Annotated in this window: 20 protein-coding genes and 1 riboswitch; of the genes, 5 read left to right on the top strand and 15 right to left on the bottom strand. The window is 71.4% G+C overall.

Annotated elements, in window-relative coordinates:
* Positions 1 to 95: 95 nt before the first annotated feature.
* A complete protein-coding gene (locus tag ACQPYE_RS35950; protein ID WP_498717573.1) occupies positions 96 to 539 on the bottom strand; it encodes a hypothetical protein in 444 nt (147 codons plus the stop codon).
* Entirely contained in the window at positions 536 to 1903 is a 1368-nt protein-coding gene (locus ACQPYE_RS35945; RefSeq protein ID WP_498717572.1) for an O-antigen ligase family protein, read from the bottom strand. The genes ACQPYE_RS35950 and ACQPYE_RS35945 overlap by 4 nt, the downstream gene beginning before the upstream one ends.
* 156 nt (positions 1904 to 2059) lie before the next feature.
* Here ACQPYE_RS35945 and ACQPYE_RS35940 point away from each other — a divergent pair, with 156 nt between their 5' ends.
* The gene (locus ACQPYE_RS35940) at positions 2060 to 3052 is read left to right on the top strand and encodes an aldo/keto reductase (protein ID WP_498717571.1); all 993 of its coding nucleotides are present in this window, start codon (positions 2060 to 2062) and stop codon (positions 3050 to 3052) included.
* 245 nt (positions 3053 to 3297) lie between these two features.
* On the opposite strand, the gene ACQPYE_RS35935 is transcribed toward ACQPYE_RS35940, so the two are convergent.
* From ACQPYE_RS35935 to ACQPYE_RS35925, 3 genes are all read right to left on the bottom strand, one after another.
* Complete coding sequence (locus ACQPYE_RS35935; RefSeq protein ID WP_498717570.1) at positions 3298 to 3813, bottom strand: hypothetical protein; 516 nt, start codon at positions 3811 to 3813, stop codon at positions 3298 to 3300.
* Between the two features lie 189 nt (positions 3814 to 4002).
* Complete coding sequence (locus ACQPYE_RS35930; RefSeq protein ID WP_498717569.1) at positions 4003 to 4182, bottom strand: DUF6104 family protein; 180 nt, start codon at positions 4180 to 4182, stop codon at positions 4003 to 4005.
* A 73-nt stretch (positions 4183 to 4255) separates the two neighbouring features.
* A complete protein-coding gene (locus tag ACQPYE_RS35925; protein ID WP_498717568.1) occupies positions 4256 to 8002 on the bottom strand; it encodes a multifunctional oxoglutarate decarboxylase/oxoglutarate dehydrogenase thiamine pyrophosphate-binding subunit/dihydrolipoyllysine-residue succinyltransferase subunit in 3747 nt (1248 codons plus the stop codon).
* A gap of 427 nt (positions 8003 to 8429) precedes the next feature.
* Between ACQPYE_RS35925 and ACQPYE_RS35920 the strand changes: the two genes are divergently transcribed.
* Entirely contained in the window at positions 8430 to 8732 is a 303-nt protein-coding gene (locus ACQPYE_RS35920) for an ArsR/SmtB family transcription factor (RefSeq protein WP_498723049.1), read from the top strand.
* Entirely contained in the window at positions 8729 to 9229 is a 501-nt protein-coding gene (locus tag ACQPYE_RS35915; RefSeq protein ID WP_498717567.1) for an SRPBCC family protein, read from the top strand. Before ACQPYE_RS35920 ends, ACQPYE_RS35915 begins: the two co-directional genes overlap by 4 nt.
* A 137-nt stretch (positions 9230 to 9366) precedes the next feature.
* Here ACQPYE_RS35915 and ACQPYE_RS35910 read toward each other — a convergent pair whose 3' ends face one another.
* The 6 genes from ACQPYE_RS35910 to ald all read right to left on the bottom strand — a co-directional run bounded on the left by ACQPYE_RS35910 (position 9367) and on the right by ald (position 17442).
* Complete coding sequence (locus ACQPYE_RS35910) at positions 9367 to 13122, bottom strand: ABC transporter ATP-binding protein (RefSeq protein WP_498717566.1); 3756 nt, start codon at positions 13120 to 13122, stop codon at positions 9367 to 9369.
* 94 nt (positions 13123 to 13216) lie between these two features.
* Positions 13217 to 14089, bottom strand: coding sequence for an ABC-2 transporter permease (locus tag ACQPYE_RS35905; protein ID WP_498717564.1), 873 nt, complete (start codon positions 14087 to 14089; stop codon positions 13217 to 13219).
* Positions 14089 to 15384 carry an ABC transporter ATP-binding protein gene (locus ACQPYE_RS35900; protein ID WP_498717563.1) on the bottom strand — a complete coding sequence of 432 codons (1296 nt, stop codon included), beginning with the start codon at positions 15382 to 15384 and terminating at the stop codon, positions 14089 to 14091. Before ACQPYE_RS35900 ends, ACQPYE_RS35905 begins: the two co-directional genes overlap by 1 nt.
* A gap of 48 nt (positions 15385 to 15432) precedes the next feature.
* Entirely contained in the window at positions 15433 to 15807 is a 375-nt protein-coding gene (locus tag ACQPYE_RS35895; RefSeq protein ID WP_498717562.1) for a hypothetical protein, read from the bottom strand.
* Positions 15808 to 15812: 5 nt separating this feature from the next.
* A complete protein-coding gene (locus tag ACQPYE_RS35890) occupies positions 15813 to 15995 on the bottom strand; it encodes a hypothetical protein (protein WP_123745591.1) in 183 nt (60 codons plus the stop codon).
* 340 nt (positions 15996 to 16335) lie between these two features.
* Positions 16336 to 17442, bottom strand: coding sequence for an alanine dehydrogenase (gene ald / locus ACQPYE_RS35885; protein ID WP_498717561.1), 1107 nt, complete (start codon positions 17440 to 17442; stop codon positions 16336 to 16338).
* 195 nt (positions 17443 to 17637) lie between these two features.
* Positions 17638 to 17732: riboswitch (glycine riboswitch) on the top strand.
* A 148-nt stretch (positions 17733 to 17880) separates the two neighbouring features.
* Here ald and gcvH point away from each other — a divergent pair.
* Both gcvH and ACQPYE_RS35875 read left to right on the top strand, forming a co-directional pair.
* Complete coding sequence (gcvH, locus tag ACQPYE_RS35880) at positions 17881 to 18261, top strand: glycine cleavage system protein GcvH (protein ID WP_498717560.1); 381 nt, start codon at positions 17881 to 17883, stop codon at positions 18259 to 18261.
* 4 nt (positions 18262 to 18265) lie between these two features.
* Positions 18266 to 19630 (top strand): L-serine ammonia-lyase, encoded by a 1365-nt coding sequence (locus ACQPYE_RS35875; RefSeq protein WP_498717559.1) that lies wholly within the window; start codon positions 18266 to 18268, stop codon positions 19628 to 19630.
* A gap of 46 nt (positions 19631 to 19676) precedes the next feature.
* Here ACQPYE_RS35875 and ACQPYE_RS35870 read toward each other — a convergent pair whose 3' ends face one another.
* From ACQPYE_RS35870 to ACQPYE_RS35855, 4 genes are read right to left on the bottom strand one after another with little or no spacing between them, the layout of a single operon-like run.
* Complete coding sequence (locus ACQPYE_RS35870; protein WP_498717558.1) at positions 19677 to 20162, bottom strand: glutathione peroxidase; 486 nt, start codon at positions 20160 to 20162, stop codon at positions 19677 to 19679.
* Positions 20159 to 20473, bottom strand: coding sequence for a transcriptional regulator (locus ACQPYE_RS35865; RefSeq protein ID WP_498717557.1), 315 nt, complete (start codon positions 20471 to 20473; stop codon positions 20159 to 20161). The genes ACQPYE_RS35870 and ACQPYE_RS35865 overlap by 4 nt, the downstream gene beginning before the upstream one ends.
* Positions 20466 to 21173, bottom strand: a complete 708-nt coding sequence (locus ACQPYE_RS35860) for a hypothetical protein (protein ID WP_498717556.1) — start codon at positions 21171 to 21173, stop codon at positions 20466 to 20468. The genes ACQPYE_RS35865 and ACQPYE_RS35860 overlap by 8 nt, the downstream gene beginning before the upstream one ends.
* A 40-nt stretch (positions 21174 to 21213) precedes the next feature.
* Positions 21214 to 23127 carry an ABC1 kinase family protein gene (locus ACQPYE_RS35855; RefSeq protein ID WP_498717555.1) on the bottom strand — a complete coding sequence of 638 codons (1914 nt, stop codon included), beginning with the start codon at positions 23125 to 23127 and terminating at the stop codon, positions 21214 to 21216.
* Positions 23128 to 23390 lie beyond the last annotated feature (263 nt).

Genomic DNA, 23390 nt, shown 5'->3' with positions numbered 1-23390 from the left:
ACCGGGTACGGGCCGTGATCGCGACCTACGGGTTCGGCCCGCCGTGCCCAGGGGCGCGGGCCCGCTCGTTCGAGCGAGCCCGCACCCCTGTCACGTCACGGGTTGATGATCTGGATCTCGCGCTCGTCGGTGACCTGCCCCGAGCCGCCGCTGATGGCGGCGGTGGCGAAGGCCGTGCCCGCCCGGAACGGGTGCTCTTCCGCGTGCAGGGCGACCTTCAGGGTCTGTAACCCACCCTCGCACGTGAACTGCGTGTACCCGCTGCCCGCGGCGACGCCCGGGCCGACCCGCTGGGTGGCGCGGACGTTGACGTAGTTGGTCAAGCCCGCCGGGCAGGTCACCGTCAGCTCGACTCTGATGGCCGCACCGCGCGCCAGCCGTTCAGCGGGCGACTGCAGGCGGATGCCCGACTGCGACGGCGACTGGGCGCTCACGTCGGCGCTGGACGGCAGCACGGACGCGAAGATCGCGCCCGCGACCACGGCCAGCACGGCCGCCGTCCTGGCAGGGCGCAGGTTTCGGATGGACGGGAACTTCATCGGTTCTCCTCTGTGGTGGGTGCTGCCTCCACGGCTGTGGCGGCAGCGGGTTCGGGGGAGGCCAGGCCGGCGAGCAGCCCGGCGGTCAGCACGATCACGGGCAGGTGCCACAGGAAGTCGAAACCGCTGTGCACCAGCAGCACGACCAGACCGGCGGCGGCGCCCGCCCACGGTGACCCGGCGCGGCCACGCCACACCGTGACCGCCAGCGCGACCAGGACCAGCAGCACCAGGCCGAGCCCGATCGCGCCGAGTTCGACCAAGACCTGGAGGTACTCGTTGTGCACGTACCGCATCACGCGGGACTCGCCGTCGGGCGCGGTGAACGTGAACCACCCGTTGCCGGGTCCGACGCCCACCACCGGCCGCGCGGCGACGAGGTCCAAGGCCGCGCCCGTCGCGCCCGCGCGGTCCGGTGAACTGGTCGAGACCCGGCCCGCGAGCAGCGTGCCCAGGTCGTGGGCGAAGAACGCCCCGAGCACGGCCGCGACGAGCCCGATCAGCACGCCGACCAGCCGGAACACCGGTTTCACCCGGTTCAGGCCGAGGGTGACCGCGAGGCCGGCGACCAACCCGGCCACCGCGAGACCCGGGCGGGCCGGTTCGGCGGCCGGGAACGACGGCGCCAGCGCGCCGAGGGCGATCAGCGCGCCGAGGACGGGCGGACCGGCGTGCCGCAGGGTGGCGCGGACGCCGTTGAAGATCGCCAGTGCTGCCAGTCCCACCGCGAGCGCGAGCAGGCCGGCGCGGCTCAGCGTCGCGCCCACGCCGACGACCAGCGCGTACACCGCGCCGGCGTGCGGCGACGAGTCCGGGTGGGCGGTGTTCAGGGCCAGCGCCAGCACGGTCAGCGCGGCGAGCAGCGCGGCGGCGGCGTTGGGGTAGGTGAGGGTGGAGGCGGCGCGGGCCAGGCCGTCGGCGACGACCGACCACGACGGCAGCCGCCAGACGACGGCCGCCCAGCCGGTCAGCGCGACCAGCACGCCGGCGCCGACCAGCACCGACGCGCTCAGCTCCCGTTGCCTGGCGTCGGCGTTCCGGACCACGGACACCGCCGCGGCCAGGCAGCCGACGGCCGCGACCGTGGGCAGGGACTGGGTGAACGTGCCGTTCAGGGCCGAGCGCAGGAGGGCCCACGCGGCGAGTCCCGCGCACGCCACCGGCAGCAGTCCGGGAGTCGGGCGGTGGCGCAGGGTCAGGACCAGCGCGAACGCGACGAGCGCGCCGGTGAGGAGCCGTCCGGGCAGGTAGTAGCCGCCCTGGGCGACGACGGCGGCGGCGATCGCGGCGAGCAGGAGCAGCACGGCGTGCGGCAGGGCGACCCCGTCCCGTGGCACGACGCGGTCGGACTCCGTTCCCCCCATGCGGCCCCCCAGCCCCAAGACCTGCCCGAGCAGGTTCCGGCGGATCTTAACCACGGGAGCCGTCGCGGCGGGGCGGTTCGGGCGGGAGTGGGCTTTTCGGCGGTGGCCGCCGGCCGCCGGGTGGTCGTGCGGAACGTCTTGGGGCAGGCTGGTCGCATGGAGTACACCCAGCTCGGCCGTTCCGGCCTGTCCGTGTCCCGACTGTGCCTGGGCACGATGAACTTCGGCCCGGAGACGTCCGAGGCCGACAGCCACACGATCATGGACCGGGCACTCGATCACGGCATCAACTTCTTCGACACCGCCGACGTCTACGGGTGGCAGCGGGGCGAGGGCGTCACCGAGAAGATCATCGGCCGGTGGTTCGCGCAGGGCGGTGAGCGGCGGGAGAAGACCGTGCTCGCCACGAAGCTGTACGGCGACATGGGTGACTGGCCGAACGACGGCCGGCTGTCCGCCCTGCACATCCGGCGGGCCGCGGACGCGTCGCTGCGGCGGTTGCAGACCGACTACATCGACCTGTTCCAGATGCACCACGTGGACCGGGCCACGCCGTGGGACGAGATCTGGGAGGCCTTCTCCGTGCTGCGGCAGCAGGGGAAGGTGATCTACTTCGGCTCGTCCAACTTCGCCGGGTGGCACATCGCGCAGGCGCAGGAGGCGGCGCGCGAGCGGCACTTCCTGGGGCTGGTCAGCGAGCAGTCGATCTACAACCTGGTCAACCGGTTCGTGGAGCTGGAGGTGCTGCCGGCGGCGCGCCACTACGGCGTCGGCGTGATCCCGTGGTCGCCGCTGGGCGGCGGGCTGCTCGGCGGCGTGCTGCGCAAGCAGCGCGAGGGCGGCGGTTCGCGCGGCACGACCGGGCGCAGCCTGGAGGTGCTGGAGAAGCGCCGGGACGCGATCGAGGCCTACGAGAAGCTGGCCGCCGACCTCGGCGAGGACCCGGCCCACGTCGGCGTGGCCTGGCTCCTGCACCAGGAGGGCGTAACCGCGCCGATCATCGGGCCGCGAACGCTGGAGCAGCTCGACGGGTCGCTCCGGTCGACGGAGATCAAGCTCGACGCGGAGGTCCTGGCCAAGCTGGACGACCTCTTCCCTGCACCGGGCCCGAACGGCCCCAAGCCGGCGCCGGAGGCCTACGCCTGGTGACGTCGCCCGATCGTTGCCCCCATCGGATGGCCGGACTCCGGTGTACCTCTCCGGTAGGGGCTTGACCAGCGAAAACAGGATGACCAGCCGGTATTTCGCCGGCTGGTAAAACCTCTCACCGCCGAGTAGCATCGATGTCGGAGCTTGGCACCGCGGGTGCTCAGGCGAGTCGCAAGGCCAGGTGCACCTGGGGCAGACCGGGACCCTGGCCTTACGCATGTCCGCAGACTGCCAGACCGGCCGGATCAGCAATCGGTCGTGACGGTCACGTCGTACAGACGCTCCGCGAGCACGTCCTGATAGGTGCTGTCGCCCATCAGCTGACTCCGCACCGCACCGGCGATGATGTCGGCAGCCCAGAACAACGGTTCCGCGGCACCTGCCTGGTGCTCCACCCTGAACCGCGTTCCCTTGGGCAGCTCGTAACGGGCACCGCGCACCGTGTCGACGTCGCGCCTGTCGAGTGCGTTCGTCCGGGACTCGATCAGCAGCTCGCCGACTCCGCAGCTGTGCAGTTCGTGCACCAGCCGCCGCAGACAAGCCGCCCGTGCCCGTTCCTGACGTCTGACGGGGAGCGGAGCGCCGACGGCGACGAGGTGCAGGCCTTCGACGTCCGCCAGTCGCCGGGCCGCTGCCCGCTTCTGGCGCTTGTCCATCTCGTTCCAGTGCAGCTTCGCCGTGCCGCGGTCGCCTCGCAGACCCAACAGCACTTCACGTGCTTCCAGGTGCTGCGCCGGCTCGAACACCGCTGACGCCAGCACGTAGAACCCCGCGTTGTCCGCACACGCTTCGAGGTAGGACTCGTCGGTGAACGCGCTGCGGGGTGTCGGGTCGCTGATGATCAGGCCTCTCGGAGGAATGCGTGGCCTGCATCATCCACCAGACCTCCGGCCACCCCGTCACCTCGTCGACGTCTGGACGCGCACATGCCGCGTCCTGGTCGAGGGCGGTCAGTCCTCGATGTCCTCGTCGTCCCGAGCCAGGTAGGTGGCCAGGCGTTCGACGGCCGTCTCGAAGTCCGGGTTCAGGTCCACGAACGCCCGGAGCTTGTCGGCCAGCCAGGCGAACGTCACCTCCTCCTCGCCCCGGCGGGACTCCAGTTCCTCGATGCCGCGATCGGTGAAGTACACGGTCTTCCTCCGCTAACGGGCCGAGCCGTCGACACCCGGAGGTCTCGACGGCTCGGCACGACCCATCAGGTCCTTACTCGAACGCCTTCGCGATCAGCTCGCGCTGCTCGAGCTCGTGCACCTTGGACGAACCCGCCGACGGCGCGGCCATCGGGCGGCGCGACACGCGCTTCACGACGAACCGCGACGGCAGGAGTTCGGGCAGCGCCAGCCCGAAGAACGGCCACGCGCCCTGGTTCGCCGGCTCCTCCTGGACCCACCGCACCTCGGTGGCGTTCGGGTAGCGGTCCAGGGCGGCGGTCAGCTTGCGCGCCGGCACCGGGTACAGCTGCTCGACGCGCACCACGGCGACGTCCTTGTCGCCCCGCTTCTCCTGCTCGGCCAGCAGTTCGTAGTAGATCTTGCCGCTGCACAGCAGGACCTTGCGCACCGCGCTCGGGTCGACGCCGGTCGGGTCGTCGATCACCGACTGGAACTTGTCCTCCACGAACGCCTCGACCGGGCTGATCGCGGCCTTCAGGCGCAGCATCGACTTCGGCGTGAACACCACCAACGGGCGGTTCACGCCGTCCAGCGCGTGCCGCCGCAGCAGGTGGAAGTAGTTCGCCGGCGTGGACGGCACCGCGATCGTCATCGAGCCCTCCGCGCACAGCTGGAGGAACCGCTCGATCCGGCCGGACGTGTGGTCCGGGCCCTGGCCCTCGTGACCGTGCGGCAGCAGCAGCACGACGTCGGACACCTGGCCCCACTTCGCCTCACCGGACGAGATGAACTCGTCGATGATCGGCTGCGCGCCGTTGACGAAGTCGCCGAACTGCGCCTCCCACAGCACCAGCGCGTCGGGGTTGGCCACGGAGTAGCCGTACTCGAAGCCGAGCGCCGCGAACTCCGACAGCACCGAGTCGTACACCATGAACTTGCCCTGGCTCTCGGCCAGGTTCTGCAACGGCGTGTACTCCGACGACCTCTTGCGGTCCACCAGCGTGGCGTGCCGCTGCACGAACGTGCCGCGCCGCGAGTCCTGCCCCGCCAGCCGGACCGTGCGGCCCTCCAGCACCAGCGACCCGAACGCCAGCAGCTCGGCGAACGCCCAGTCGATGCCGCCCTCGCGGGCCATCTTGGCGCGCCGCTCCAGCACCGGCTTGACCCGCGGGTGCGGGGTGAAGCCCTCGGGCAGGTTCACGTGCGCGTCGGCGATCCGCTCGATGATCGACCGGTCGACGCCGGTGGGCAGCTTGGTCGGGACCTGCTGCTCCTGCTCGATCGACGGCGAGGTCTTGATCGGGTGCTTCTCCAGCTCCCGGACCTCGTTGAAGACGTGCTCCAGCTGCGACGAGAAGTCCTGCAACGCCTTCTCGGCCTCTTCGACGGAGATGTCGCCGCGGCCGATCAGCGACTCGGTGTAGGTCTTGCGCACCGAGCGCTTGGTGTCGATCACGTCGTACATCGCCGGCTGCGTCATCGAGGGGTCGTCGCCCTCGTTGTGGCCGCGGCGGCGGTAGCAGACCATGTCGAGCACGACGTCCTTGTTGAACGCCTGCCGGTAGTCCACCGCGAGCTTGGCGACCCAGTAGCACGCCTCGGGGTCGTCGCCGTTGACGTGGAACACCGGCGCGCCGATCATCTTCGCCACGTCGGTGGAGTACTTCGACGAGCGCGAGTGCTCGGGCGCGGTGGTGAAGCCGACCTGGTTGTTCACGACCACGTGCACCGTGCCGCCGGTGCGGTAACCGCGCACCAGCGCCAGGTTCAGCGTCTCGGCGACCACGCCCTGGCCCGCGAACGCGGCGTCGCCGTGCAGCGCGACCGGCAGCACGGTGAAGCCCTCGCCACCCTTGTCCAGCATGTCCTGCTTGGCCCGGACGATGCCTTCCAGCACCGGGTCGACGGCTTCGAGGTGCGACGGGTTCGCGGTCAGCGACACCTTCGTCTCGCCGTCGCCGAACATCCGGAAGTACTTGCCCTCGGCGCCCAGGTGGTACTTGACGTCACCGGAGCCGTGCGCCTGACCGGGGTCGAGGTTGCCCTCGAACTCGCGGAAGATCTGCGAGATCGGCTTGCCGACGATGTTCGCCAGCACGTTCAGCCGGCCGCGGTGCGGCATGCCGATGACGACCTCGTCGATCTCGTGCTCGGCGGCCTTGTCCAGCACCGCGTCGAGCAGCGGGATGACCGTCTCGCCGCCTTCGAGCGAGAACCGCTTCTGGCCGACGTACTTGGTCTGGAGGAAGGTCTCGAACGCCTCGGCGGCGTTGAGCTTCGACAGGATGTACTTCTGCACGGTGGCCGGCGGCTTCTCGTGCGGGACCTCGACGCGCTCCTGGATCCAGAGGCGCTCCTCCGGGTCGAGGATGTGCATGTACTCGACGCCGACCGTGCGGCAGTACGAGTTGCGCAGCACGCCCAGGATGTCGCGCAGCCGCATCCGCTCCTGGCCCGCGAACCCGCCGACCGGGAACTCCCGGTCCAGGTCCCACAGGGTCAGGCCGTGCGACAGGACGTCGAGGTCCTGGTGGCTGCGCTGGCGGTAGTTCAGCGGGTCCGTGTCGGCCATCAGGTGGCCGCGGGTGCGGAACGCGTCGATCAGCTCGATCACCCGGGCCGTCTTGTCGACCGCGCCCTCGGGGATGTCGGCGACCCAGCGGATCGGCTCGTACGGCAGCCGCAGCGACGTGAAGACGTCGTCGTAGAACCCGTCCTCGCCCAGCAGGAGCTGGTGGATGCGCCGCAGGAACTCGCCCGACTCCGCGCCCTGGATGACGCGGTGGTCGTACGTGGAGGTCAGCGTGATGACCTTGCTGACGCCCATGTCGGTCAGGGCCTGCTCGCTGGTGCCCTGGAAGTGCGCGGGGTACTCCATCGCGCCGACGCCGATGATCGTGCCCTGGCCCGCCTGCAGGCGCGGCACCGAGTGGTTGGTGCCGATGGTGCCGGGGTTGGTCAGCGAGATGGTGGTGCCGGAGAAGTCCTCGGTGGTCAGCGAGCCCGTCCGCGCCTTGCGGATCAGGTCCTCGTAGGCCTGCCAGAACTGCGTGAACGTCATGTTCTCGCAGCCCTTGATCGAGGCGACGACCAGCGTGCGCGAACCGTCCTTGCCGGGCAGGTCGATCGCCAGGCCGAAGTTCACGTGCTCCGGCGTGATCACGAACGGCTTGCCCTCGACCTCGCCGAAGTGCCGGTTCATGTTCGGGTACGCCTTGAGCGCCCGCACCACCGCGTACCCGATGAGGTGGGTGAAGGAGACCTTCCCACCGCGGGTGCGCTTGAGGTGGTTGTTGATCACGATGCGGTTGTCGGCCAGCAGCTTGGCGGGCACGGCGCGCACGCTCGTCGCGGTCGGAACGGTGAGCGAGAGCTCCATGTTCTTCGCGATGGCGGCGGCGGCGCCGCGCAGCTGCTTCTGCTCCTCGCCCTTGGCCGGCTGCACCGGCGCGGCCTTGGCGGCCTGGGCGGGTGCGGGCTTGGCCGCGGGCTTCTGGGCCGGCTGAGCCGTCGTCCCGGGCTGGGCTGCCTGGCTCTTCGGCTGCTGCTGCGGCTGTCGCGCGGTCGATGGCGCGGCGGTGGTCGCGGTCGACGGCGCGGCGGTGGTCGCGGCGGACGGCGCGGCTTGGGCCGGAGCGGTCTTGGTGGCGGTCGTGGTGCCGTTCTCCGCGGCCGCCGTCGTCGCCCCGTTGCCCGACCGCTGCGTCGACTTGTAGTCGGCGAAGAAGTCGTGCCAGGCCGGGTCCACGGACGACGGATCGGCGAGGAACTGCTCGTACATCTCCTCGACCAGCCACTCATTGGGGCCGAACTGAGAAGCAGGACTGCTGCTGGACACGGCTGGCGCTCGCCTCTATCCATCTCGCTCTTGGTAATGACTCACTCGTGGTCAGGCTAGTCCCCCGTCCGGTGCAGTTCACACACAGGAGGGGCAGCGCACCGAGTGTTCCCTCACAGAATCGGTCAGGTGATCGGTCGGTGTCGGGGGTGCTTGAGCATGACTTGAGGTTAAGCCCGTCACACGGCCGGTGGTGCTTCGACTCGGAGTAGTTGTGCGCACGGTGGTGGCCGGTGGGGTGTGAGGTGTTCAGAGGGCTGAAACGCGGCGCTCGTACTAGCTCTGGCCTCCATGTTCAACCTTTTGGTTGACTTCCGCGGGCGGGGTTCGTATGGTTTGTTCAACCGAGAGGTTGAGTAAGGAGATGGCGGTGGACGACCAGTTGTCGCGGGTCTTCTCGGCCCTGGCCGACCCGATCCGGCGCGACATGGTGGCGCGGCTGGCGGTGGGCGACGCGACCGTGAACGAGTTGGCCGGGCCGTACTCCGTGACCGTGCAGGCCGTGTCGAAGCACCTCAAGGTGCTCGAGGACGCCGGGCTCGTCAGTCGCAGCAAGCAGGCGCAACGACGGCCCGTCCACCTCGAGGCGGAGGTGTTCGACCTGATGACGAAGTGGATCGAGCGCTACCGGCTGGAAGCGGAGCAGCGCTACCAGCGGCTGGACGCCGTGCTCGCCGAACTGGCGACCGAGGGCACCGAGCAGACCCGAGTCGAAGGAGAAGCATCATGACCACGACCGAGCACCCCGGGACCAGGCACCCCGGGACCGAGATCAGCGCCGACCCGGCCCTGCCGACGATCCACCTCACCCGGGAGTTCGACGCCCCGGTGGACGCGGTGTTCCGCGCGCACGTCGACCCCGAGCTGGTGGTGAGGTGGCTGGGGCCGCGTTCGGTGACCATGCGGGTGGACCGGTGGGACGCGACGACCGGCGGCGCCTACCGGTACGCGCACACCCGCGGTGACGAGGAGTACCGGTTCTACGGCTCGTTCCACGAGGTGCGGCCCGGTGAGCGGATCGTGCAGACGTTCACGTTCGAGGGCTTCCCCGACGGCGTGTGCCTGGAGACGGTGACGTTCGAGGACCTCGGGGGCGGGCGGACGCGGCTGCACGCGATCAGCGTGTTCGAGACGACCGAGGGACGGGACGCGGCGATGGCCAGCGGCATGGAGACCGGGGTCGTCGAGGGGTACGAGCAGCTGGACGACCTGCTCGCCGAGGGCTGAGCGACCGGCCGGCTCACCGCCCCGCAGGCCCGGTCGGGCTTGCGGGGCTGCCCCGTGGCTGTGGTGAGCGGTCGGTCGTCGTCGTCGCCGCCGGACCAGCGGGCGGTGGCGTTCGGGACGGGGTCAACGGCCGAGGGTCAGTGGCTGGGGGTCAGTTCGCTGGGGTCCGGCTCGGTGTTGGCGCCGTGGGACCAGAGGCGGGCGTAGTGGCCGTTGGCTTCGAGCAGTTCGGCGTGGGTGCCCTGCTCGACCACCCGGCCCTCGGACAGGACCACGATCCGGTCGGCGCGGGCGGCGGTGGCCAGGCGGTGGGCGACGACGAAGGTGGTCCGGGCACCGGACAGGTGGTCGTTGGCGGCCAGGACGGCGGACTCGGTCGCGGGGTCCAGGGCGGCGGTGGCCTCGTCGAGGAGCAGGATCGTCGGCTGGACCAGTTCGGCGCGGGCCAGGGCGACCAGTTGGCGCTGGCCGGCGGACAGCCCTTGGCCGCGCTCGCCCACCTGCTGGTGGAAGGCGTGGGGCAGGGCGGCGACCACGGGCATGGCGCCGACGGCCCGGACCGCCGCCTCGATCTCGGCCCGGGTGGCGTCCGGCTTGCCGTAGGCGACGTTCTCCGCGATGTCCCCGCCGAACAGGTGCGCCTCCTGCGGGACGATGCCGAGACGTCGGCGCAGCGCCGACAGGTCGTAGGAGCGCAGGTCGACGCCGTCGATCAGCACCGCGCCCTCGGTGGCGTCGTAGAACCTCGCCACGAGCTTGACCAGGGTCGACTTGCCCGCGCCGGTCGCGCCCACGAAGGCGACGGTCTCGCCGGGCGAGACGTGCAGCGAGATGCCCTCGACGGCCGGACGGGTGGCGCCCTGGTAGGCGAACGTGACGTCGCGCAGCTCCACCTCGCCGCGCAGGTGGGGCACGGGCACGGGGTCGGCGGCCGGGGGGACGGTGGTCGGTGTGCGCAGCAGCTCGCCGATCCGGCTCAGGCCCACCCGGGCCTGCTGGTAGCCGTCGAACACGCCCGACAGCTGGTACAGCGGCGAGAAGAACAGGCCCAGGTAGAGCACGAACGCCAGCAGCACGCCGGGGGACAGGGTGCCCTCCGCCACGCGGTACGCGCCGACCACCAGAATCCCGGCCTGCGCCACGCCCGAGAGCAGTGACAGGAACGGGAAGTAGGTGGCGATGTACCGCTGCGCCCGGATCCGGGAACGGCGGTAGGCGTCGCTGCGCTCGGCGAAGGCCTCGGCCGACCGCGCCTCCCGCGTGTACGCCTGCGACACGCGCAGGCCCGAGACGTTCTCCTGGAGGTCGGCGTTGACCGCGCTGACGCGTTCGCGCGCCTCCGCGTAGGCCGCCGACGAGAGCCGTTGGAAGATCACCGTCGCGATCAGCAGGATCGGCAGGACGGCCAGCGCCACCAGGGCGAGGCCCGGATCGGTGACGACCAGGGCCACCGCGATGCCGCCGACGGTCAGCACGCTGATGGCGAACGTGGTCAGGCCGGTCTGCAGGAAGCTGGACAAGGCGTCCACGTCGGTGGTCATCCGGGTCATGATCCGGCCGGCCATCTCGCGCTCGTAGTAGTCCAGCCCCAGTCGTTGCAGGTGGGCGTAGCTGCGCACGCGCAGCAGGTACAGCAGGCGCTCACCGAGCCGGGAGGTCACGACGGTGCCCGCCGCCGCCGACACCCAGCCCAGCACCACCAGGGCGAGGCTGATCCCGGCGGCTGCCCAGAGCCAACCGGCCTGGCCGCCGACGACGCCCCGGTCGATGCCGAGGCGGACCAGGTTCGGCGAGGCGACGGCCAGCGCCGTGTCGATCAGGAGGAGCCCGGCCACGCCCAGCATCGCCCAGCGGACGGGGCGCAGCAGGGTGCGCAGCCGGAAGCCCGGGTCGGGTGCGCGCGGGTCCTCGCCGTTCAGGGTCGGCACGTCCTCGGCGGGCGGCAGGGCGTGCACGCGGTCCATCAGCTCCGGGGTCGGCGGGGTGCCGCCCACCAGCGCCGACGCGCCGCCGTCGCCCCGGGAGACCTTCGCCGCGCCGACGGCCCGGTTCGCCGCGCGCACGACCAGGTCGTCGTCCTCGGGTTCCGGCCAGAGGTCGGGCGTCGTGCCGTCCGGGCCCGGTTCCAGCCTGGCGTCGGCACGGGGGTCGACCTGCTCGATCACCTCGCCCGGACCGGCCAGGAGCTCGCGGTAGAGGCTGCAACGCCCTTGCAGCTCGGCGTGGGTGCCGACGTCGATCACCCGGCCCGCGTCCAGCACGGCGATGCGGTCGGCCAGCGTGAGCGACGACCGCCGGTGCGCGATCAGGAGCGTCGTGCGCTCGGCGGTCACGGCGGCCAGCGTGCGGTGGATGGCCGCCTCGGTGGCGTTGTCCACGGCCGAGGTCGCGTCGTCCAGGACGAGCACGCGCGGGTCGGAGAGCAGGGCGCGGGCCAGGGCGACGCGCTGGCGCTGGCCGCCGGACAGGGTCAGGCCGCGCTCGCCGACGACGGTGTCGTAGCCGTCCGGCAGGGCGGCGATGAACTCGTGCGCCTCGGCCGCCCGCGCCGCCGCCTCCACCTGCTCGTCGGACGCGTCCGGCAGGCCGTAGGCGATGTTCGTGCGAACGGTGTCGGAGAAGAGGAACGCCTCCTCGAACACCGTGCCCACGGTCCGGCGCAGCGAGGACAGGCGCAGGTCCCGGACGTCCACGCCGCCCACGGACACCGAGCCCTCGTGCACGTCGTAGAACCGGGGCAGCAGGAGCGAGACCGTCGACTTGCCGGAGCCCGCGGTGCCGACGATCGCGAGGGTCTCGCCCGGCTCCACGCGGAGGGACACGTCCGAGAGCACCGGCTCGCTGCGCGTGTAGCCGAACGTCACGTCCCGCAGCTCGACGGCCACCGGACCGGCGGGCACGTCGCGCTCGCCGTCCACGACCGTCGGCTGGGAGTCGACCAGCTCGTACACGCGCTCCACGCCGGCCCGCGCCAGCTGGGCCGTCACCATCAGGCTCGCCAGCAGGCGGGTCGGGCCGACGAGGGTGGCCACGTACGTCGCGAACGCCAGGAACGTGCCGAGGGTGACCTCCCCGCGCAGCGCCATCCAGCCGCCGAGCGCCAGCACCGCCACCTGCCCGAGGTAGGGCAGGGAGTTCAACGTCGCGGACGGGCGGGCGGTCAGGCGGGCCGCGCGCATCCGCTCGGCGAACAGGAGCTCGGCGCGGGACTCCAGCCGGGAGACCTCGCGGGCCTCCTGGCCGAACCCCTTCACCACGCGCACGCCGGTGACGGTCTCCTCGACGTGCTGCGCCACGTCCGCCGCGCGTTGCTGGGCCGACCAGGTGGCCGGGAAGAGGGTCAGCCTGCTGCGCGCCGCGACCACCCCGACCGCGGGGATGATCACCAGCGCGATCACGGTCAGCAGCGGCGACAGCCAGAGCATCGCCACGACGGCCGCCACCGCGAACACCACCGTGCCCAGCGCCAGCGGCGTCATCGACAGCAGGCTGTTGACCAGCTGGAGGTCGGTGATCGAGCGGGACACCACCTGGCCCGTGCGCAACGCGTCCTGCTTCGGCCCGTCCAGCCGCTGCACCGCGCCGAACACCGCCTGGCGCAGGTCGTGCTGCACGTCGACGGCCAGCCGGCCGCCGAGGTACCGGCGCACGAACGCGGTGCCGAAGGTCAGCAGCTCCAGGGCGACCAGGACGATCGCGAGCCCGGTCAGGCGGTCCGTGCGGCCGGTCATCGCGTCGTCGACCGCGACCTTGATCAGCAACGGGCCGGCGGCCTGAAGCCCGACGCCGACGACCGCGGCGAGCACCGAGAGCACCACGAGCGCACGGTGCTGCCAGCACGCCCTGGCGAGTCTGCGGATCCAGCCGTCGGAAGGAGTCACGACGTCCAACATAGGTCGGAGCACCGACACTGTCGGCCCTGATGATGTGACGAAGGCCGCCCCGAACCTTCGGGGCGGCCTCCATCAGCCGATCAAGATCACACGATCAGGTGATGTCCTTGCGCTGGGTGGCCGCCCAGCCACCGAGGAAGAACAACGCCGACCAGACGAGGAAGATCAGACCGCTCAACCACCAGTCGAACGCGCCGAGCCCGCCACCGGCGAAGCGCAGCGCCTCGACGATGTCGTCCCGCACGGTGCCGGCGTTCGACAGGAACAGCGACTGCGCCATCGAGCCGGTCAGGCCGTTGGCCGCGCCGTTGGGCAGGAAGCCGATGATCTCCGGCAGGCCCTGCGACGCCAGCAGGAGCTGGATGCCGTTCTCCACGAGCAGCATGTAGAGCAGCAGCACCACGGTGGTGCCGACGACGCTGGTCATCAGCGCGCCGACGCCGACGCCGAACATGGTCATCAGGATCGACGACAGGATGCCGACACCCGCCATCGCCAGCCACCCGCCCGCGTCCGGCAGCGAGCTTGAGTTCGAGGTCAGGGCGGTGCCGAGGCTCACCGACGCCACGATCACGATGCCGTAGACCGCGCCCCACAGGATGTAGACGACCATCTTCGCGGCCAGCGCGGAGACCCGGTTGGGCGCGGTCAGGAACGTGGTGGTGATCGTCTTGCGGTTGATCTCGTTCGCGATGGCCAGGCCGCCGAAGATCATCGGGAAGATCGTGGCCACGTTGATGCTGCGGGCGATCCCGAACACCGACATCTGCCACTGCGACGGGTCCACGTCGAGGATCACGGCCAGCTCTTCGGCGTCGCCGCTGTTCATGAAGTCCGAGAAGGTCTTGAAGATGGCCCCGGTGCCGAGCGCCCAGCCGAACGCGAGCAGCACGGTCGGGATCATCAGGCCCCACCACAGGCCCGTGGTGGTCGTCTTGCGGAACTCCGACTTGATCAGGTTGCCCATCACGCACCGCCCCCGAGGCCGTCCTGGCCGGACTGCCGACCGTAGGGGTTGTCCTGCGCCGGCTGCTGCCGGAATCCCGACGGTGGCGTCTCGTCGCCCGATGAGGGCTGGTGCTGCTGCTCGTGGCCTTGTGGTGGTTGTCGGTACTGCTGGTGGTCCTGCGAGGGCTGCTGCTGCTGGTAGCCGGACTGTTGGTACCCGGGTTGCTGGTGGCCGGGTTGCTGGTGGCCGGGTTGCTGGTGGCCGGGTTGCTGGTGGCCGGGTTGCTGGTACGGCTGCTGGTAGCCCGGCTGCTGCTGGTAGCCCTGCGGCGGCGCCTGGTGCTGCGGCTGGTAGCCGGCCGGCGGCTGCGGCTGGTAGCCGACGGGTTGGGCGTACTGGCCCTGCGCCGCGTACTGGCCGTTGGTGAGCTGGAAGAACAGCCGTTCCAGGTCGACCTTCTCCTCCTGGATGCCGTACACCGACACACCCGCCCTCAACGCCGTGTCGGCGACCTGCTTGGCCTCCGCTCCGGTGACCGCGATGCGGCCGTCCGGCAGTTGCTCGATCGCGCTGATCCCGTCCTCGCGCAGCGCCGCGACCAGCGCGCCGGTGTCCGAGGGCTGCACGAGCACGCGCCCCTGCTGCTGGCCGCGCAGCTGGTCCAGCGACCCGGAGTACATGGTCTGACCGCGGCTGATGACCACCACCTGGTCGACGGTCTGCTCGACCTCCGCCAGCAGGTGGCTGGAGATCAGCACCGTCCGCCCGCCGCGCGCGTAGGACTGGAGGAACGTCCGCAGCCACGCGATGCCCTCCGGGTCCAGCCCGTTGGCCGGCTCGTCGAGCACCAGGATCTGCGGGTCGCCGAGCAGCGCGGTGGCCAGGGCCAGCCGCTGCTTCATGCCGAGCGAGAACCCGCCCGCCTTGCGGTCGCCCGCCGCGCCGAGCCCGACCAGCTGGAGCACCTGGTCGGCCCGCGAGTCGGGCACGCCGATCGCGGACGCGTAGACGAGCAGGTGGTTGCGCGCGGTGCGCTTGGGGTGGAAGCCCTGGGCCTCCAGCACCGCGCCGACCACCCGGGCCGGGTTGCCGAGCTGGGCGAACGGCCTGCCGTTGATCAGTCCGGTGCCCGCGGTCGGGGTCACCAGGCCGAGCAGCATGCGCAGCGTCGTCGTCTTGCCTGCCCCGTTGGGACCGAGGAAGCCGGTCACCGAACCGGGTTCCACTGTGAAGCTGAGGTTCTGCACCGCTGCGACCGGACCGAACTGCTTGGTCAAGTTCTGCACCACGATGCGGCCAGTGCCGTCGTGCACGCGTCCCTCCCGAGTACTCCTACCGGGCGTCATCCTGCCTTAGGAGGGTCACTCGGGGAGGGCATGTCGGGGTTTCGACGCGACCCTCGGTATCTCGGTCGTCGTCTCGACGTCCCTCGAATGGCGCAGCGTGCGGAGTGGGCGGCGGCGTTCGCGGTGCGGCAGACCGTCGCCTATGAGGTGCTGGTGGGCCATCGTCCACACCTGGCACGGCCACTTCTTGTGCCGCAGGATGCCGGGGCACGCGCCGCAGCGGCCGTCCGGATCGGGTTGGTGCACGGTCAGCAGCAGCCGCCAGCCGTCGGCCAGGCGGTGGATCTCGGACCGCGCGAGCGGCACGAGGGCGTCCGCCTCGCCGGTCTCGGCGACCTCGTCCAGCAACGCCAGCCGGCGCAGCACGGCGGCGCGCAGCGCTTCGTCCACGCCCGTCACATCCTGTCGGCGACTTGGTCGAGCAGGCGGTGCAGCCTGCGCGTCTGCGTGACCGACATCACAGCGGACTCACCGGGTGGCGCGACCAGCAGAACTCGGTCGTCCTCGACGAGCACGGTCATCGACCGGTCCCGCCCGAACGGGTCGTGGCAGTCGATCCAGCCCTCGGGTTCAGCCATCTCGCTCCGATCGGAGGTGGCGCGGCGGGGCGCCGCGCGAGCGGACGACCCCGCTCGGTAGCTACGGGGTTCCGACCTGTCCATCGGTCACCGGGGTGTCGTGACTTACCTGTTATCACCCAAGTTCACTCGATTGCTTGAGCGTGCACACGGCGTGTTGCCACCGCCGGGCGAAATGTGCGCCGGATAGGTGGGGCCGCTGGGCAGGGACCCCGGTTCCCGGCTAGGATTGGTCACGCGGCCCGCTCCCAGTGACCCCCAGGCTGGTTGAGCGGGCCGTCTTTCTTGCCGAAGGGCCCCGCTCACGTGCTGTGAGCGGGGCCCTTCGCGGTAGTGGGTATCAGAGGTCGACCGGCGTGTGGGTCATCCCGTGCGCCTGGGCGACCGGCAGGTTGGTCAGCAGGCCCTCGTGCGCGTTCAGGCCGAGCGCCAGCGACGCGTCCCCGCGCAGCGCCGCCTCCCAGCCCAGGTCGGCCAGCGCGACGGCGTACGGCAGCGTCACGTTGGTCAGCGCGTAGGTCGACGTGCGCGGCACGGCGCCGGGCATGTTCGCCACGCAGTAGAAGACGGTGTCGTGCACCTGGTAGGTCGGGTCGTCGTGCGTGGTCGGCCGCGAGTCGGCGAAGCAGCCGCCCTGGTCGATCGCGATGTCCACGAGGACGGAGCCGGGCCTCATGCCGGCCACCAGGTCGTTGCCGACCAGCTTCGGCGCCTTCGCGCCGGGCACCAGCACCGCGCCGATGACCAGATCGGCCTCGCGGACGGCCTCCTCGACGGCGTACCGGTTGGACGTCACGGTGCGCAGGCGGCCCTGGTAGAGGGCGTCGATGTGCCGCAGCCGGTCCACGTTGGTGTCCAGGACCTGCACGTCCGCGCCCATGCCCACGGCGATCGCCGCCGCGTTCAGGCCCGCCACGCCGCCGCCGATCACGACCACCCGCGCCGGGTGCACGCCGGGCACGCCGCCGGGCAGCACGCCGCGCCCGCCGGACGGCTTCATCAGCGAGTACGCGCCCACCTGCGGCGCGAGCCTGCCCGCCACCTCCGACATCGGCGCCAGCAGCGGCAGCGCGCCGTTCGGGGTCTGCACGGTCTCGTAGGCGACGGCGGTGGTGCCGGAGTCCAGCAACGCCCGCGTCAGCGGCCGGTCGGCGGCCAGGTGCAGGTACGTGAACAGGACCTGGCCCTTGCGCAGCCGCGGGTACTCCTCGGCGATCGGCTCCTTGACCTTGAGCACCAGGTCGCCCTCGGCCCACACGTCGTCCGCGCCGGGCAGCACCTTCGCGCCGGCGGCCAGGTACTCCTCGTCGGTGATGGCCGAACCGAGGCCCGCGCCGGTCTCGACCACCACGTCGTGACCGCGCTGGGTCAGCTCGTGCGCGCCCGCCGGGGTCAGCGCGACGCGGTACTCGTGGTTCTTGATCTCGCGGGGGACGGCGATCCGCACGGTGGGCTCCTTCGGCCGTTGTTACACCAAAGGTCCGGTAACGGGTACCCGGTGTCATCGTGCCGCGAGCACCAACGGGCCGGTGCGCGGTTGTGCGGTCCGGACAAGTCCGGTGGCGCGTTGACACCCGTCGGGCCCGGCACCTAGCGTGCGGGCCAACCAACTGAACATCGGCCGCGGCGCGCCAGGAGCGCCGGAACCCGCGCGGGAGAGACCTCGGTGAACGTGCCGGGGCGCCGAAGGAGCAAGTACCCCGCACACTCTCAGGCAGCGAGAACCGCTCGGGTGAGGCGACTCTGGAAAGCGCGCCCAACCGCGCGCACCCACGGTGCAAGCCGGAACGGATCGACGGTCAGCCGTCGCGACGACCCGGTGAAGCTCTCAGGTCCAAGGACAGAGTGGGGCTCTGGGTGGACCTTGCCGTGAGGGAGCGCTGTCGTGACTTTTCCGGACAACCTGCTGTACACGCCCGAGCACGAGTGGGTGGACTGGGCGCCGGGTACCCAGGACCCGGTGGCGGTCGGCATCACGTCGTACGCGGCGGACTCGCTGGGTGACATCGTGTTCGTGGAGCTGCCCGAGGTCGGCGCCGTGGTGACGTCCGGCGAGGTGTGCGGCGAGCTGGAGTCGACCAAGTCGGTCAGCGACCTGTACGCGCCGGTCAGCGGCGAGGTGGTGGAGGTCAACCCGACCGCTGTCAACGACCCGTCGCTGATCAACAACGACCCGTACGGCGCCGGTTGGCTGTTCAAGGTGGCCGTGACCGACGCGTCCGGGCTGCTGACCGCGGCGAAGTACGCGGAACTGACCGGGGACTGACGTCATGGCGATCAGCGTGTTCGACCTGTTCTCCGTGGGCATCGGACCGTCGAGCTCGCACACGGTGGGCCCGATGCGCGCGGCGATGATGTTCGCGGACCGGCTGCGGCCCTCGTCGGCCTCGGTCGACCGGGTGCACGTGGAGCTGTTCGGCTCGCTCGGCGCGACCGGGCACGGGCACGGCAGCCCCAAGGCGGTGCTGCTCGGACTGGAGGGCTGCCGGCCGGAGGAGGTCGACCCTGAAGAGGCCGAGCGGCGGGTGGCGGAGATCCGCGCCACCGGACGGCTGCGGCTGGCCGGCGCGCGGGAGATCGCGTTCACCGAGGACACCGACCTGGTGATGCACCGGCGCAAGTCGTTGCCGCTGCACCCCAACGGCATGAGCTTCACCGCCCACTCGGGTGACGCCGTGGTCGACTCGGCGGTGTACTACTCCGTCGGCGGCGGGTTCGTGGTGGACGACACGGCCACCGGCGCCGACCGGATCAAGGCCGACGAGACGCCGGTCGCGCACCCGTTCCGGACGGGTGACGAGCTGCTGGCGCGGTGCCGGGAGACCGGGCTGTCGATCAGCGAGGTCATGCTGGCCAACGAGCTGTCGTGGCGTGGCGAGGAGTCGGTGCGCTCGGGGCTGCTGGGGATCTGGGACGTGATGCAGCAGTGCGTCGAGCGCGGCTGCACTCGGACCGGTGTGCTGCCCGGTGGCTTGAAGGTGCGGCGGCGCGCGGCCGAGATGCGGCAGCGGATGGCCGCCGAGCACTACGCCACGGACCCGTTGCGGGTGATGGACTGGGTGACGCTGTTCGCGCTGGCGGTGAACGAGGAGAACGCCGCAGGCGGTCGCGTGGTGACCGCGCCGACCAACGGCGCGGCTGGCATCGTGCCCGCGGTGCTGCACTATTACACCCGCTTCGTGCCGGGCGCGTCCGACGACGGCGTGGTGCGGTTCCTGCTGACGGCGGGGGCGGTCGGCGTGCTGTTCAAGGAGAACGCGTCGATCTCCGGCGCCGAGGTCGGGTGCCAGGGCGAGGTCGGTTCGGCGTGCTCGATGGCGGCGGGCGGGCTGGCCGAGGTCATGGGCGGCACGCCGGAGCAGGTGGAGAACGCGGCCGAGATCGCCATGGAGCACAACCTGGGGCTGACGTGCGACCCGATCGGGGGACTGGTGCAGATCCCGTGCATCGAGCGCAACGCGCTGGCGTCGATCAAGGCGATCACGGCGGCGCGGATGGCGCTGCGCGGCGACGGCTCGCACTTCGTGTCGTTGGACAAGGTCATCAAGACCATGCGTGAGACGGGCAAGGACATGAAGAGCAAATACAAGGAGACCGCTCGCGGCGGGCTGGCCGTCAACGTCATCGAGTGCTGACCCGTGCGTGGGAGGCGGCCGACCGGTCGCCTCCCACACCGCCGGGTTACGGCAGGACCGCCTCGATCGCCTTCACGACCGCCTCGTCCTCAGGCTCGGTGCGCGGGCGGAACCTGGCCACGACCTCGCCGGACGGGGCGACGAGGAACTTCTCGAAGTTCCACTGGACGTCGCCGGCCGCGCCGTCGGTGTCCGCGAACGCCGTCAGCTCGGCGTACAGCGGGTGCCGGGACGGGCCGTTCACCTCGACCTTCTCGAACAGCGGGAACGTCACGCCGTACGTGGTGGAGCAGAAGGTGGCGATCTCCTCCGCCGTGCCCGGCTCCTGCCCGGCGAACTGGTTGCACGGGAACCCGACCACGGAGAACCCCTGGGCCGCGTACCGCTCCTGCAACCGCTCCAAGCCCTGGTACTGGGGCGTCAGCCCGCACTTCGAGGCGACGTTCACCACCAGCAGCGCCTTGCCCGCCACCGCGCCCAGGCTCGACGGCTCACCGGACAGCGTGCGCAGCGGGATGTCGTGGATGCTCATGCCCGCGAGGCTACGTGCCTCTCCACGAGCGCACGCAGGGCCGCCATCTCCGCCGCCAGCGCGGCCACGCCCGCCGCCGTCACGCTGACCCACGTCCGGGGCCGCTTGCCGTCGTACCCCTTCTCCACCGCGACCAGCCCGGCCTGCTCCAGCACCGCGATGTGCCGCGACAGGTTGCCCGCGGTCAGCTCCAGGGTGGACCGCAGGTAGCCGAACTCGACCCGCTTCGCCTCCGCCGCCACGGTGAGGATGCCCAGCCGGTGCCTCTGGTGCACCACGTCGTCCAGCGACGCGGTCGGGTGCTCAGCCACGCCGCAAGCCCACCAGGCCGCCGACGACGAGCACCAACCCGGGCAGCACGACCACGCTGCCCGACGACCACGTGCCGGGCGTGACCCCTTCCAGCGGCGTGAAGCCGGCGGACACGCACAGCGCGACCAGGTACCCCGCCGTGATGGTGGTGAACCGGGTGCTGCGCTCCACCGCCGCCAGCACCACCAGGCCGAGGCCGATCGCGATGAACTGCCCGATCGCCGGCTGGTCGTGCTGGAGCACCGCCGTGCCCAGCACGGCCGCCGTCGCCGTCGCCGCGAGCGGGGCCTTCCACCGCCACAGCGCGGTCGCCGCCGCGAGCAGGATCAGCCCCGCGCCGGTGCCCGAGTGGAACCGGAACGGCAGGTGCTCCAGCGCCAGGCCGATCACCGGACCGCCCAGGCCGATCGCCAGCGCGCCGAGGTAGCCCCCGGTGGACGTCTCGATGCCCACCCGCGCACCACGCCGGCGGTACCACCACACCGTCGCCAGGCCGCCCACCACCAAGGCGGTCGACCAGTACAGGCTCAACGCCACCGGGTAGCGCACGTCGAACCCGCGCGGCGACGGACCCGGCGCGTACAGCGGCACGGCCAGGAACGACGCGACGCCGAAGAACAGCAGCGGGAACGGGTAGGCGTGCCGGTCCTCCCGCGCCCGCCGGCGCAGTTCGGCCAAGTCACCCAGCAGGTCTGCCACCCAGTCAGGTTTGCACCGCAAACCAACCGCGTCAACCGCGTCACCCGCGTGGCCGGAAGATGGTCACCACCACCCGCAGCCCGAGCAGCACGCTGATGACCAGCAGGTTGTAGCCGAACACCTGGAACAGCGAGATGTCCGGACCCACCCGCGGCCCGCCGTCCGCGCCGAGCAGCAGCACCGCCATCACGCCCGCCGTCGCGCCCAGCACGGTCAGCATCACCTGGTGCAGCAGGGACACGATGAACTGCCGGTCGCGCTCGTCGGCGAACAGCCTCATGCTCAGCCCCAGCCGACCCTGCTCCAACGCGCTGGAGATCCGCTCCGCCCGCCGGGGCAGCCGCCGCAGCATGGGCAGCACCGCGTGCAGCTCCTCGGTCATGGTGCGCTTCAGCGACTCCGGCGTGAGGTGCGCGCTGAACTGCTCGTCCGCGAACGACCGCGACTCGGCCACGATGTCGAACCCCGGTGACAGCGCGGCCAGCGTGCCCTCCACGGTGGCCAGCGCCCGGAACACCGCCGCGATCTCCGGCGGGATGCTCAGCCCGTGCCGGTAGACCAGCGTGAACAGGTCGCCGAACATCTCGACGTCCGGCCGCATCCCGGTGCCGAGGTGGCGTGCCATGAACTGCCCGAGCGCGCGCTCCAGCTGCTGCTCGTCGATCTCGTCGGGCCGCGCCACCAGCTCCAGCAGCGCGTCGCGCAGGCCGGCCGGGTCGCCGTGGTCGACGGCCAGCAGCAGCTTGCCCAGCGCGGCGCGCAGCTGCGCGTCGATCCGGCCGACCGAGCCGAAGTCCAGCAGGCCGAGCCTGCCGTCACCCAGCAGCATGATGTTGCCGGGGTGCGGGTCGGCGTGGAAGACGCCGTTGAGCATCACCTGGCGCAGCAGCGCGTCCAGGAGCGTGCGGGCGAGCGCGTCCCGGTCCACCGACTCCAGCGACGCCGACCGCACGGGCGTGCCGTCCAGCCGTTGCATGACCAGCACGCGTGCCGTGCAGAGGTCCTCGTGCACGGCGGGCAGCACCACGTCCGTGCCGTCGGACGCCGCCCGCACGGCCGCCAGGTTGCGCGCCTCGACCCGGAAGTCCAGCTCCTCGCGCAACGCGGCGGAGAACCCGGCGGCCAGGTCGCGCACGCCGATCGCCTTGCCCCACCGCGTCTTGTCGTGCAACGTCGAGGCGAGTCGGAGCACGATGTCCAGGTCGGCCTCGGCGACCCGCCGCACGCCCGGCCGCTGCACCTTCACCACGACGTCCTCGCCGGACTTCAGCCGCGCCCGGTGCACCTGGGCGACGGACGCGGCGGCGATCGGCCGCTCGTCGAACTCGGCGAACACGTCCTCCGGCGGCTGCCCCAGCTCGGCCACCAGCACCTCGCGCACGGCCGGCCACGGTGCGGCGGGCACCTTGTCCTGCAACGACGTCAGCTCGTCGACCACGTCCGGCGGCAGCAGGTCCGGCCGCGTGGACAGCACCTGGCCGAGCTTGACGAACGTGACGCCGCCCTCCTCCAGCGCCAGCCGCAGCGACCGCGCCAGCCGGGTGTCGGTGCGCTCCCGCCCGCGCAGGTACGGGCCGAGGCCGTGGCGGAACGCGATCGCGGTGATCCGGGAGTAGCGGCGGGCGCGCGAGACCCGCCCGCGCAGCGCGCGCCACCACTCGGTGGGCGGCGGGATCGACCCGGTCGGCACCACGATCTCGGCGAACGTGAGCAGCGCGATCATCATCAGCAGCGCGATGCCGACCTGCACGGTGGCCAGCGCGGGCGTGGTCTCCGGGCCGGGCATGGCGTTCAGCGCGGCTTCGCTCATCGACAGGCCGACCAGGCACGCGAGCGTGGTGCGGATCAGCCCGACGTGGAGCCCGAGGATGCGGCGGGCGGCCAGGGCCATGCCGAGCACCAGGGACAGGAACGTCACCGGAACGCCGACCGTGTACAGCAGGAAATCACCCATACGTCTTCCCCCAAGCGGTTCGCGCGGAGGATAGAACGGGCTGCCTGAGACGGTGCGTGTTCGGAACAGAGGTCCGATCACTCGGATGGCCCAGGGAGGGTGATCGCCCAGTGCTGGTCTTCAGCAGAACGGTGTGACGTCCCCGTTTCACGAGTGTGAAGGATGTTGACGTTCGAGTGCCGCAGTCCCTACGGTCGCCTGAGAGGTCCGAGGACCTTCGCACTACCCCGTGGAGGGCCACGACTTCGGCGGCGGTGTCGCGG

Origin of the sequence: Actinosynnema sp. CA-299493 (genome assembly GCF_050946825.1) — a bacterium.
Lineage (GTDB): Bacteria > Actinomycetota > Actinomycetes > Mycobacteriales > Pseudonocardiaceae > Actinosynnema.
Note: the sequence above shows the minus strand (reverse complement) of the source record. Positions and strands in the feature narration are given on the sequence as shown.